Genomic DNA, 12,459 nt, shown 5'->3' on the forward strand with positions numbered 1-12,459 from the left:
TTCATGCAAGCAATGATGCGTTTGACCCTGGCCGGTGCAGCCCTGCTCTCTTCTACCGCATGGGCGGTCGAAGCGCCGATCCAGCCGAAAGTCGTGCTGATCACCATGTTCGCCCCCGAGGCGCAGCACTGGATTGATCGCCTTGAGCTCAAGCAGGAAGTCCGCGTACCGGGGCTGTCCGCCGAGTACCCGTCCATTCGCTGCAACACGCAGCAGGTATGCCTGCTGACCACCGGCATGGGCCAGACCAACGCTGCCGCCTCGACCCTGGCCCTGGCCCTGTCGCCGAAATTCGATCTGCGCAAAAGCTACTTCCTGATCGCGGGTATCGCCGGGATCAGCCCGAAGCACGGGACCATCGGCACCGCTGCGTGGGCGCATTATCTGGTGGAGTTCGGCACACAATGGGAGCTGGATTCCCGTGACGCGCCGTCGAGTTGGCCGACCGGATACCTGGGCATCAACACCAAAGGCCCCAACGAAAAACCGCCGCTGGACTACAAGACCGAAGTCTTCGAACTCAACCCGAAACTGCAGGCCAAGGCCTTCGCCCTGAGCCACAAGGTCAAACTGAGCGAGAGCAAGGAATCGGCGGCGTGGCGCCTGAGATACCCGTCAGCGCCAGCCAACCAGCCACCGGTGGTCACCCGCTGCGACACATTGGCTGGCAACACCTGGTTCTCCGGCACACGCCTGAGCGAACGGGCCGAAGTCTGGACCCGACTGCTCACCGACAACAAGGGTGAATACTGCACGACCCAACAGGAAGACAACTCGACATACGAAGCGCTGTTACGCGCCAGTCGTGAGGGTCTGGTGGATGTGCAACGCCTCGCAGTGGTGCGCGCCGGTTCCGATTTCGACCGTCCTGAACCGGGCGGGAGTGAAGTCGATAATTTGCTCAAGTACGCCGATCAGGGCGGTTTTGTGCCGGCGCTGGAAAACCTCTATCGCACGGGTAATCCGCTGGTGCAGGACATCCTCAAGAACTGGTCGGCATGGGAAAACGGCGTTCCTGCCTCTTAAGAACAACGCGGATCCCTGTGGGAGCTGGCTTGCCAGCGATGGCGGTGGATCAGGCGCAGAGGAGATTGCCTGAATTGACGCTATCGCTGGCAAGCCAGCTCCCACAGGTTGCGGGGTGTTGAGGAGATTAAGGTGTATCAGGGAATGAGGATGACTTTGTCGCCGCTGCCCTGATTCACATCGGCATAACGCTGTAAGCCTTCGGCCAGCGGTGCTTCGACCAGGCCTTGCGGCAACGGCAGCAGGCCTTCATCGAAGAATCGCCCGAACTGTTCCAGCATCACCGCACAGGCTTCGACGCCGTACAGCAGCGAGTTGATCCCGACCACCGAACCGCCCTTGCGGTACAGCGCCAGTGCCGGCAACTGCACGTGGCCATCCACCGGCGCAGCGATGATCGCGATGCGACCGAATGTGGCCAATGCCGCCACCGAGGCCGGCAACCAGAAACCGGTAGTGTCGAAGATCACATCCGCACCGCCGCGATATACCGCGTTGACCTGCGCGCCGAGGTCTTCGGGTTTATCCAGTTGAATCGTCTGATAACCCTGCGCCTGCAAGTCTTTGACTTGTTCGGGCCGGCGCGCCGCTGCCAGCAACTGCGCGCCGCGCACTTTGGCCAGCGCCAAGGCTGCCGTGGCCACTGCACCGCCACCGATCACCAGCAAGCGGGTTTCAGCGGTTACGAGGCTACGTTCCAGCGCATCCCATGCCGTGGTGTACGGCACGCCGAGGCTGGCGGCCTGGGTGAAACTCAGGTGCGACGGTTTGTGGGCCACGCCGTTGGCCGGCAGTTTGACGAATTGCGCATGGGAGCCGTCGGCGAAAAAGCCCAATTCACGCCCGGTACCCCAGACTTCCTGGCCGATCAAGGCCTGCGGACCTTCGACCACGACACCGGCGAAATCGCGACCGGGAATCCGCGGCAACGTGGTGTAGGGGAAACGCCCGAGTACGTTTTTCACGTCGCTGGGGTTCAGGCCCGCCGCCTTGATCTGCACCAGCACCTCATCGGCGCCCGGCACCGGCGTTGGCACCTCGACGTAACGCAGGGAAGACAAGTCGCCGGTTTTATCGAATTGCAGTGCTTTCATGGATACATCCACAGAATGGGAAAGAGAAAACTCAGGACAGCCAGCCCGCGACCAGTTGCCGGCCCATCGGCCACAACTGCTCACCGGCCAACATGCCGAGCAGACCGACCAGCGCGATTGCCGGAGGGGCTGGAGAACGGAAATCCAACGCGCCGTAGAGCAGGCCGACGCCGAGGCCGATGGCCAGAGAAATCAGGTAGTTCATGGGAGAACTCTGCCGCGTGAAGGGAATGGGCAGAGTCTAGGGAATCGGCCGCAAAGGCATCGGCCAAGGACTTCTGAATTTCGGCCAAATCTGCCGAAATCAGCGAAAACCCTGTGGGAGCTGGCTTGCCAGCGATAGCGGTATGTCTGTCACGAAAATGCTGGATGTGCGGGCGCCATCGCTGGCAAGCCAGCTCCCACAGATTCGGTGCAGGTTGAGGAAATAGCGTCGTTACACAGTGAATTGCGAGGGGGCGACGCCCAGCTCACGGCGGAACATGTCGCTGAAACTGCTCGGCGAATAACCCAGTTCACGGGCAATCACACTCACCGCCACGCCCTGGATCAGCTCCGCCACCGCCGTCGCCAGTTGCACCTGCCGCCGCCATTCAGCGAAGCCCATGCCGAGACTGTCCTTGAACAATCGCGCCAGCGTGCGCACGCTGGCGCCGGCGTTTTCCGCGTGCTGTTCGAAGGGAATTGCCAGCGACGGTGACGCGATCACCGCCTGACAAAGATTCATCAGGCGCCGATCGGAATCATCCGGCAGCGGAATCTTCAACGGCGAACGCCGGGCGCGTTTCAACTCCAGCAACGCCAGCCCGACCAACGCCTCGTAATACGCCGGATCCCCACTGTCGCCCTGCTCCACCAACCCGACGATCAATTCGCGCAACAGCCCGCCGACCTCAATGACCTGCACCGTCTCATCCAGCGTCGCCGCCAGCGCCGGGCGCAGGTAGATATTGCGCATCTGCAGATCCGACACCACGCGAATCCCGTGCGGCACACCCGGCGGCAACCACACCGCCCGCTGCGGTGGCACCACCAATGCCTCGTGCGGCGTCTCGACCCACATCACTCCGCTCATCGCATACAACAACTGCCCCCAGACATGCTCATGCGGCTCGATAAACAGGCCACGCGGATAGGTTCGCGCCAGCGGTTGCATGGGCACATCGGTGTCACTCAGATCGGGGGGTGCGGCGAGGGCCATGGCGAGCATTCATTGGGGTTGGCGGAAGCGCCATGGTAACCAGTGCGCCATTTCGTCGCCAATGGCGAAAACCGTCGGACAATCCGAGTGAATTTTCCACGCGCGCTGCGATCCTTCTATTACCACAGGGAGGAATACGGGCTTTATGAACAACGCAAAACTTTTCGTCATTGAATACACCCTTCACGGCACGCCCAAATCGTTCATTATCCGCTCGGACAAAATGGACAACGCCGAGGCGTGGCACTGGGCGAGTTGCGACGCGGGCGTGGGTCGAATCCCGCGCTTTGGCCGCGAAAAAGTGCAGAAGACCAGCAAACCGATGGCGGAAAAATTCGGCGTCGAAAATGTTATCTGGCGACCCGCAAGCTAAGCTCTGCGTGGCCATCAGGATCATTCGGGGGAGTGCACAATGACCAGCATCAGCAGTCCGGCGCAACTTGAATATGGCCTGGACACGTTGTTTGGGCGCATCACCAAGAGCGTGGAGTGTCGGGTGGGTCTGGAGGCGGTCGAAGATGATCCTTATCGTTTCGCCCTGCGGGTGCCCGCACCGTTACCGGAAAACCTCGACCAGGCGAAAACCGTGGTGGTGTGGGTTGAAGGCAGGCGGCTGCAAGGCACTGTGCGGCATGCCGAGCGGCTGGATGATGAGAGTCTGAAACTGGAAGTGGAGCCTGATTAGGCTCCACTTTTTTTGCATGCCGTTATTTGGGATGCGCGCAATGGCAGCCTTTGCTTGAGCACTCTTCACCGCTCTTGTGGTGATGGGCGCAGGCTTCGCAGCAGTAGTGCTTGCCGTGCACGGCGTAGGAATGGTCGCCTTCCTTGATTGTGCATTTGCATCCTGGACAATCGCATTTTCTATCGGGCATGGGACAGACTCCTTGGGTGGTGGTGGTCTGGGGCTTGAAGGGCAAGCCGTAGGAACCAGTGTAGGAGTTGCCGAAGGGTGCGATCTTTTGTTTTTTTTTGGGGGGGGTTGGGGGCATATCCGTTGCTGCGGGTGTTGCTGATTAGGGTTCCGCCCTTACGGCGGGTCACTTTTGGCAAACGCCCCAAAAGTAACCAAAAGGGCTGCTCCCTGACGTACGGCACTTCGCTTAGACTCAGTGTTCCCTCGCTACGGTGTCCATCCGGGGGCATCGCCTCCGGTTTGCTTCGCTGCACCTCCTCTCGATGTGTTTGGCTTCGCCAAACGGCGCTGCGCGCCTACCCCGGATGAACACCTCCGCTCGGCCTGCCGATGGGCCTGAAGATCAAGAGCAGGATCAAAAGCCAAAGCCAAAGCCAAAGCCAAAGCAGATCAAAAAATTGCAGCCTTCGGCAGTGCCTACAAGGCGTGAGTACAACCGCCAGAGCTTGGTCGACTGTCAGGTCGCCATCGCTGGCAAGCCAGCTCCCACAAGGGTGGAGTACAACCGGCAGAAACAGGTCGACTGTCAGGCCGTCATCGCGAGCAGGCTCACTCCTACAATTGGATCGTATGCAGTCTGCCAGAGACTGGTCGGCTGTCAGGCCGCCATCGCTGTTCAAGCCACACCCCCGCACGCGGCGCATGCCGCCCCACTCAACACAATGAGCGTTAGCTCGAGTACCGCTCTTGATCTCAAGCGCCCGTCGGAAGGCTGAGCGGAGGGATTGATCCGGGGTGGGAGCGCAGCGACCGTTTGGCGCAGCCAAACACATCGAGAGGAGGTGCAGCGAAGCAAACCGGAGGCGATGACCCCCGGATCAATCCCGCAGCGAAGGAACCCGAGCCACAGCGAGGGCCGTACGTCAGGGTAAAGCCTTTTTGGTTACTTTTTCGGCGTCTGGAAAAAGTGACCCGCCGTAAGGGCGGAACCCTAGGAGGCCGTTACCGCAGCAACGGATATGCCCCCAAATCCCAAATCCCAAATCACTCAGCAGCACGCGAACTACTGCGATACATAAAAACCAAAGCCAACCCCAAACACCCCATCGCCAAAACCCGACTAGAGGAAAGCTCAATCGCCGGATTCCCCAACCAACCAAAATTATCAATCAACATCCCCATCCCCAACTGCCCGACAATTACCGCCACCGTCGCCACAGCCGTCCCCACCACAGGCACCGCCCCCACCATCACCATCATGTACACCACCCCAAATAACGCCCCAGTCAGCTGCCACTTCGGCACATCCAACAAACTTACCGCATGCGCCGGCTCAAAAAACAAAATCAACAACCCGGTGGTCACCGCCCCCACGACAAACGTCAACAAACTACTGCGCAACACCCCAACGCTCTCACCCAACCGCCCATTGATCGCCGCCTGCACACTCAACACCGCGCCAGCCAACACCACCACCGCCAACAAAATAACCAGACTCATCACTCAACTCCGCGCAATCAAAACAAGTGCCGCCACAATCAACGCCAACGCCAGCCACCGCTCAGCATTGACCTTCTTGCGCGTCGCGCCGAACCAGCCGAAATGGTCAATCAACACACTCTTGCCAACCTGCCCGGAAAGAATCGCGATCATCGTCATCGCAATGCCGATATGCGGCGTCGCCAACGTCAGCACCACCACATACATCGGCCCGAGAAACCCACCGATCAACTGCCAACGCGGCAGATCAGTCAGTGCCGGGCCTTTTTGCGGGCCAGCGAACAACAACAGCAAAAACAGAATCGCCGAGCCGACCCCAAAGATGCTCAAGGTCGCCCACAGATGCCCGACCTGCACACCCAACGGCCCGAGCAACCCCGCCTCAACCGACAAGCCCATGCCCGCCAGAATCACCAGCGGCAGCAACAACAGGCGCAATCCCGATTTCGAAACCGGTGCGCTGACACTCACCTCATCCAACGTCTGCATAAACAACATTCCACTCAAGTAAACGATGGCGCGGATTATCGACTGGCGCAGCTGTGCGATAAATGGGAGCATCCGGACAACACTTTTGCGCAACTTGCACAGCAGGATGGTTAATGCACGGGCTCAACGAACTCGGATTCAAGGCACTCAGGCTGTTTGTGGCGGTGCTCGACCACGGAAGCTTTTCCGAAGTCGCCCGCCGCGAAGGTGTCGCGCCCTCTTCGATTTCCCGGCAGATCCAGTTGATGGAGCAGGCGCTGAACCAGCAATTGCTCTACCGCCACACCCGCGCCGTGACGCCCACCGAAGCCGGGCGCATGCTCGGTCACCATGCGCGGCTGGTGCTGGTGCAATTGGAGGAAGCCGAACAGGCGTTGCAGGAACAGCAAAGTGAACCCACGGGGCTCGTACGCATCAACGCGCCGGTGGTGTTCGGTCAACGGCATCTGACGCCATGGCTGGGTAAGCTGTGCGCACGTTATCCGAAGCTGCAACTGGATATTCAGCAGACCGACCATTACGTCGATCCGCTACAGGAAGGCGCGGATCTGCTGTTTCGCATCGGCCCGTTGCACGATTCGAGCATGCAGGCGCGGATCCTGGCGCCGCACCGCTTTCAGGTCGCGGCAAGCCCGGCGTACCTGAAACGTCACGGCACGCCGCAACACCCCGCAGAGCTGGCGCAACATCAGTGCCTGGCCTACAAAGGTGCGACCGGCCAGCAGCGCTGGTTTTTCCGTCGGGGTCAGGAAGACTGGACGCCGTATTCGGTGCGAGGCCCGATCACCGGCAACCACGCCGACACCCTCACCCAAGCCGCCGAGCAAGGCCTGGGGCTGGTGATGTTTCCGTCGTGGCTGATTGGTGAGGCGGTGCGCGAAGGCACGCTGGTGCCGGTGCTGGGGGACTATCAGGTATCGAACAGTCTGGAGCCACAGCAAATTGCGGTGTTGTGGCCGGGGAGCCGGCGGTTGTCGGTGAAGGTAAGGACGGTGATTGATTTCTTTATCGAATGCTTTGGCGAAGTGCCCTATTGGGACAGACCGTAATGGATCGAGCGCAACAATCACCGCAGCTCCCACAGGGGTTTTGTGAAGGCGACAAATCGCGTCAGATCCGGAACTGCCCCACCAGTTTGCCAAGTCGTTGCCCCAGCTCCGCCAGGCTACGCGACGTCTGCGCGCCCTGTTGCGTCTCATCCGCCACGCTGTCGACCGCCACCGCAATCTGATGCACGCTGCGATTGATCTCTTCGGCCACCGCCGTCTGCTCTTCCGCCGCGCTGGCAATCTGCGCGTTCATCGAGTTGATCGTCGCAATCAATTCCGCCATCGCATCCAGCGACGCCCCTGCCTGATTGGCCTGCGCCGACGTCCCGTCACCCGCCTCACTGGACCGACGCATCGCCTCGACCGCCGACTGCGTGCCCGCCTGCAAGCGATCGATCATCCCCTGAATTTCCTGAGTGCTGATCTGCGTACGACTGGCCAGCGCCCGCACCTCATCGGCCACCACCGCAAACCCGCGCCCGGCTTCACCGGCCCGTGCCGCTTCGATCGCCGCGTTCAGTGCCAGCAGATTGGTCTGCTCGGCAATCGAACGAATCACCCCGAGCACGCCGACAATCGAGCTGACGTCCTGCTGCAAACTGTCCAGCGACACACCGCTGCTGCGGATGTCATCGACCAGCGCATGAATCTGTTTGATGCTGCCGGCTACCACACGTTTCGCGCTCTGCCCTTCTTCATCGGTCTGCTGGGCAGCGACGGCGGCGTTCTGTGCGCTCTTGGCGACTTCCTGGGCGGCGGCGGACATTTCGTTGATCGCCGTGGCCACCTGATCGGTCTCGTGGCGTTGACGCTCCATGGCCTGATCCGAACGCTGGGCCTGATCCGACACCTGCGTCACCAACCCGGTCAGTTGCGTGGTCATCTCGGTGATCTGCCGCACCAGACCGTGAATCTTGTCGACGAAACGGTTGAACGAGCCGGCCAGTTCGCCGAGTTCGTCCTGGCTGGTGATGTTCAGACGCCGGGTCAGATCGCCCTCGCCTGCTGCGATGTCATCGAGGTTGGCTTTCATCAGGGTCAGTGGACGCAGGATGGTATTGGCCAGCAACATGCCCGCCGCTGCAATCACCAACAGCACCACCACGGCCACACCGACGATGCTCAGCACCACGCCTTGCATGCGTTCCTGTACCTGCGCTTCCACCAGCGCGACTTGCGCTTCGATGCCGTCGAGAATCACCGACGTACCGACAGCCATGTCCCACTTCGCCAGGTATTCGGTGTAACCGAGTTTCGGCACCAGCACCTGCGCGTTGCCCGGCAACGGCGAGCTGTATTGCAGATAGTGAGTGCCGTCCTTGGCCACGCTGACCAGACCGCGATTGACGTAAACGCCGTTCGGGTCGCGGTTGTCCTTGAAGCTTTTGCCCACGCCTTCAGGGTCATTGGCCTTGAACAGGCGCACGGTCTCGGAGTCGTAGCCGAAGAAGTAGCCGTCCTTGCCATAACGAATGCCCGAGAGCAACTTGATCGCTTGCGCACGCGCCTCGGCGTCACCGGGGGCGGCGGCATCGTAAAGTGGTTTGATCGTGGTCATGGCCACGGCGACGTAACTTTGCAGCGTGGCTTTGGCGTCGCCGAGCAGGCGTTCGCGGGTCTGTTCGACCTCTTTGTGCGCCTGTTCCTGGAGGATGAACAGCGTGGTCAGGCTGATGACCAGCGCGAAGAGCAATACCGGGAGGACGGCAAGGGAAAGGACTTTGGCCTTGAGACTCAAGCGCATTTCGGGGGCTCACTCTTTTGGTTTTATTGGCGTGGTTAAAGGCTTTAACGGCACACCAAAGCAAAAGTTGAGTCGAGCGGACACCTCATGACCCTGTGGGAGCGGGCTTGCCCGCGATGGCGGTGTGTCAGACACATGGATATTGCCTGTTCCGACGCCATCGTTGGCAAGTCGAATCGTCGCACCGCAGCTCCCACAGGTTGCGGTGTTTAGAGGACCATCGCGGCCACCCAGCCGAATGCCAGCAGCGGCAGGTTGTAGTGCAGGAAGGTCGGCACGACGGTGTCCCAGATGTGGTGATGCTGGCCGTCAACGTTCAAACCGGAGGTCGGGCCCAGGGTCGAATCCGAGGCCGGCGAACCGGTGTCGCCCAACGCCCCGGCAGTGCCGACGATGCACACGATGGCCATCGGACTGAAACCCAGTTGCACGCACAGCGGCACAAAAATCGCCGCCAGAATTGGCACCGTGGAAAACGACGAGCCGATGCCGATGGTCACCATCAACCCCACCAGCAACATCAACAGTGCACCGATCGCCTGGCTGTGATCGATCCACGCCGCCGCGCTTTCGACCAGCGAACGCACTTCACCGGTGGCCTTGAGCACTTCGGCGAAACCCGAGGCGGAGATCATGATGAAGCCGATCATCGCCATCATTTTCATGCCTTCGGTGAACAGGTCATCCGTCTCGCGCCATTTGACGATGCCCGACGCCGAGAAAATCAGGAAACCGGCCAGCGCACCGATAATCATCGAGTCCAGCAGCAACTGAATAATGAACGCCGCGGCGATAGCCAGACCGGCAATGCCGATGGTGCGCGGGTTGTAGGCCACGCTGACTTGCTCGACCTGCTCGATCTTCTCCAGATCGTAAACGCGCTTCTTGCGATAGCTGAAGAACACCGCCATCAACAGGCCGAAGACCATGCCCAGCGCAGGAATCGCCATGGCGTGCATGACGTTGATATGACTGATGTCGACGCCAGCCTTGCTGACGTTTGCCAGCAAAATCTGGTTGAGGAAGATATTGCCGAAGCCAACCGGGAACACCATGTACGGCGTTATCAGGCCAAAGGTCATGACACAGGCAATCAAGCGACGGTCCAGTTGCAGCTTGGTCAGCACATAGAGAAGCGGCGGTACCAGCAGCGGAATGAACGCAATGTGGATCGGCAGGATGTTCTGCGAGGCAATCGCCACCACCCACAACAGACCGATCAGCAGCCATTTGACGCTGCCGCCACCGGTGCTGTGCTGACGATCGACCATCGCCAGGGCCTTGTCGGCCAGCGCGTGGGCCAAACCCGACTTGGCAATCGCCACGGCGAAAGCGCCGAGCAACGCGTAGGACAACGCCACCGTCGCGCCGCCGCCCAGGCCGCTGTTGAACGCCTTGAGCGTGGCGTCGATGCCCAGGCCACCGGTCAGGCCGCCGACCAATGCACCGACGATCAAGGCGATCACCACGTGCACGCGGGACAGGCTGAGGATCAGCATGACGCCGACCGCTGCAATCACTGCATTCATTTCACTACCTCAAAAACACTGCGGTGGAAAAATCACCGCCAGACAGGATGAGTCCGCCAACGGTTCACCGGCGGATTTGCAAAGAGGGTCTTATTAGAAGGGCGCGCACTGTGCCGCAGAGTGGCGGCGGTGTCAAAGCGAGTGGCTGAACTGAAATGTAACTTTGATCGTTCCCACGCTCTGCGTGGGAATGCCTCAAGGGACGCTCCGCGTTCCATTGGACGCAGAGCGTCCGGGGCTGCATTCCCACGCGGAGCGTGGGAACGATCAAACATTCTCACAGACGCACCGCATTGGCGGGTTTTGCGACTGCTGCGCAGCCGGTCGGGGATAAATCCCCTCACCACAGGTTTTGTGTTTACCCCAAACAGGGTTTCCAGCCTGCGCATGCGGCAATTCGCCATATTGTGTTTCAAAGATAAAGAAAGCCGAAACGCGGCCGTTACAGTGCAAAGTCTCAGATATTTATCGAATAAGGACGTCTCCATGTCGCTCAGACAACTTTCCATCCAATGGAAAATCACCCTGCTCGCCGGGCTTTGCCTGGCCGGTATCGTGACCCTGTTGGTGGGTCTTTCGCTGTACCGCATGGAGCACAGCTCCGAGCTGGTGAAGGCCTCCAGCATGGAGATGCTCACCGAATCGGCGCAGGCGCGCATCGAATCCCAGGGCGAAGTGCAAGCCGCCGGCATTCGTCAGCAGTTCATGGACGCCTACCAGTACGGTCACGGTTTCTCGCGTCAGGTGCTGTTCCTGCGTGAACAGGCCGAGAAACGCTTCCTCGACGCCTTCGACCTGCGCGAAGACATGACCCGTCAGGTCAAGTCCGCGCTGCAAGCCAACCCCGACCTGCTCGGCCTGTCGCTGGTGTTTGAAGCCAACGCACTGGACGGCAAGGACGAACTGTTCGCCGGGCAAGCGGAGCTCGGCAGCAACGACAAGGGCCGTTTCGCCCTGTACTGGTCGCAACCGACCCCTGGCAAAATCACCTCGATGGCCCTGCCGGAAAGCGACATGGCCGACACCAGCACCGGCCCCAGCGGTCAGGCGGCCAACGCCTGGTTCACCTGCCCGCGCACCACGCTCAAACCGTGCGTAATCGAACCGTACTTCTACGTGATCGACGGCCAGAACGTGCTGATGACCAGCATCGTCTTCCCGCTGATGGTCAACGGCAAAGTGATTGCCTCGCTGTCGGTCGACATCAACCTCAACAGCCTGCAATCAATCAGCCAGAACGCGAGCAAAAAGCTCTACGACGGCCAGACCGCCGTGAGCATCATCAGCCCGGTCGGCCTGCTCGCCGGCTACAGCCCGGACGCGAGCAAACTGAGCAAGCGTCTGGACACCGTCGACACCACCAGCGGCGCCGAACTGCTGCGTCAACTGACCTCCAGCACCAGCGTTTCCAGCCTGCACAGCAACGGCCAGTTGAAGGTGCTGTCGCCGTTCCAGCCGATTCCCGGCGGTCCGTCGTGGGCGGTGTTGCTCGATGTGCCGGAAAAAGTCCTGGTGGCACGCGCCGAAGCGCTCAAGCAGCAACTGGATGCGAGCAACAACTCGGGCACCATCATCGAACTGAGCCTGGGCGTGCTGGCCGCGCTGATCGGCCTGTTGCTGGTGTGGCTGATGGCGCGCAGCGTGACCAGACCGATCCTCGGCGTGGCCAACATGCTGGAAGACATCGCCAGCGGTGAAGGTGATCTGACTCGCCGTCTGGCCTACGACAAAAAGGACGAGCTCGGGCAACTGGCCGGCTGGTTCAACAAGTTCCTCGACAAGTTGCAGCCGATCATCGCTGAGGTGAAACGCTCAGTGCAGGATGCGCGCAACACGGCCGATCAGTCCTCGGCCATCGCCACCCAGACCAGCGCCGGCATGGAACAGCAATACCGCCAGGTCGACCAGGTCGCTACTGCCTCACACGAGATGAGCGCCACCGCGCAGGACGTCGCCCGCAGCGCCGCCCAA

General features: G+C 60.6%; 12 protein-coding genes and 2 pseudogenes. 5 read left to right on the top strand and 9 right to left on the bottom strand.

Annotation, left to right across the window (positions count from 1 at the left end; translation table 11 throughout):
• Positions 1–3: 3 nt before the first annotated feature.
• Positions 4–1,026 (top strand): purine-nucleoside phosphorylase, encoded by a 1,023-nt coding sequence (locus tag ACVVH8_RS19565; RefSeq protein WP_475225760.1) that lies wholly within the window; start codon positions 4–6, stop codon positions 1,024–1,026.
• 137 nt (positions 1,027–1,163) lie between these two features.
• Here the strand turns inward: ACVVH8_RS19565 and ACVVH8_RS19570 are convergent, their stop codons facing one another.
• The 3 genes from ACVVH8_RS19570 to ACVVH8_RS19580 all read right to left on the bottom strand — a co-directional run bounded on the left by ACVVH8_RS19570 (position 1,164) and on the right by ACVVH8_RS19580 (position 3,330).
• A complete protein-coding gene (locus tag ACVVH8_RS19570) occupies positions 1,164–2,120 on the bottom strand; it encodes a quinone oxidoreductase family protein (protein WP_475225763.1) in 957 nt (318 codons plus the stop codon).
• Positions 2,121–2,151: 31 nt separating this feature from the next.
• Positions 2,152–2,325, bottom strand: a complete 174-nt coding sequence (locus ACVVH8_RS19575; RefSeq protein ID WP_007969534.1) for a DUF1427 family protein — start codon at positions 2,323–2,325, stop codon at positions 2,152–2,154.
• A gap of 231 nt (positions 2,326–2,556) precedes the next feature.
• Complete coding sequence (locus tag ACVVH8_RS19580) at positions 2,557–3,330, bottom strand: AraC family transcriptional regulator (RefSeq protein ID WP_103307307.1); 774 nt, start codon at positions 3,328–3,330, stop codon at positions 2,557–2,559.
• A 136-nt stretch (positions 3,331–3,466) separates the two neighbouring features.
• Here ACVVH8_RS19580 and ACVVH8_RS19585 point away from each other — a divergent pair, with 136 nt between their 5' ends.
• Together ACVVH8_RS19585 and ACVVH8_RS19590 are read left to right on the top strand one after the other, a co-directional pair.
• Positions 3,467–3,694: a DUF6555 family protein gene (locus ACVVH8_RS19585; RefSeq protein WP_103307308.1), complete on the top strand. Its 228-nt coding sequence runs from the start codon at positions 3,467–3,469 to the stop codon at positions 3,692–3,694.
• Positions 3,695–3,733: 39 nt separating this feature from the next.
• Positions 3,734–4,006, top strand: coding sequence for a hypothetical protein (locus ACVVH8_RS19590; RefSeq protein ID WP_475225765.1), 273 nt, complete (start codon positions 3,734–3,736; stop codon positions 4,004–4,006).
• Between the two features lie 22 nt (positions 4,007–4,028).
• On the opposite strand, the gene ACVVH8_RS19595 is transcribed toward ACVVH8_RS19590, so the two are convergent.
• The 3 genes from ACVVH8_RS19595 to ACVVH8_RS19605 form a co-directional block, all read right to left on the bottom strand.
• Positions 4,029–4,196, bottom strand: a complete 168-nt coding sequence (locus ACVVH8_RS19595) for a metallothionein (RefSeq protein ID WP_103307310.1) — start codon at positions 4,194–4,196, stop codon at positions 4,029–4,031.
• Positions 4,197–5,221: 1,025 nt separating this feature from the next.
• A complete protein-coding gene (locus ACVVH8_RS19600) occupies positions 5,222–5,677 on the bottom strand; it encodes a DMT family transporter (protein WP_103307340.1) in 456 nt (151 codons plus the stop codon).
• Positions 5,678–5,680: 3 nt separating this feature from the next.
• Complete coding sequence (locus ACVVH8_RS19605; protein WP_475225767.1) at positions 5,681–6,166, bottom strand: DMT family transporter; 486 nt, start codon at positions 6,164–6,166, stop codon at positions 5,681–5,683.
• Positions 6,167–6,279: 113 nt separating this feature from the next.
• On the opposite strand from ACVVH8_RS19605, the gene ACVVH8_RS19610 reads away from it, so the two are divergent.
• Entirely contained in the window at positions 6,280–7,215 is a 936-nt protein-coding gene (locus ACVVH8_RS19610; protein WP_212809686.1) for a LysR family transcriptional regulator, read from the top strand.
• Positions 7,216–7,276: 61 nt separating this feature from the next.
• Here the strand turns inward: ACVVH8_RS19610 and ACVVH8_RS19615 are convergent, their stop codons facing one another.
• The 3 genes and pseudogenes from ACVVH8_RS19615 to ACVVH8_RS19625 form a co-directional block, all read right to left on the bottom strand.
• On the bottom strand, positions 7,277–8,098 hold the full coding sequence (locus ACVVH8_RS19615; RefSeq protein ID WP_401298343.1) for a methyl-accepting chemotaxis protein: 822 nt from the start codon (positions 8,096–8,098) through the stop codon (positions 7,277–7,279).
• 84 nt (positions 8,099–8,182) lie between these two features.
• A pseudogene (locus tag ACVVH8_RS19620) lies at positions 8,183–8,959 on the bottom strand (cache domain-containing protein); the annotation flags it as partial.
• 209 nt (positions 8,960–9,168) lie between these two features.
• Positions 9,169–10,488 (bottom strand): Na+/H+ antiporter family protein, encoded by a 1,320-nt coding sequence (locus ACVVH8_RS19625; protein ID WP_103307336.1) that lies wholly within the window; start codon positions 10,486–10,488, stop codon positions 9,169–9,171.
• Between the two features lie 807 nt (positions 10,489–11,295).
• Here ACVVH8_RS19625 and ACVVH8_RS19630 point away from each other — a divergent pair.
• Positions 11,296–12,264 (top strand): annotated as a pseudogene (locus ACVVH8_RS19630) (PDC sensor domain-containing protein); the annotation flags it as partial.
• Between the last annotated feature and the right edge of the window lie 195 nt (positions 12,265–12,459).

The organism is Pseudomonas trutticola BRTCR10, assembly GCF_056155105.1.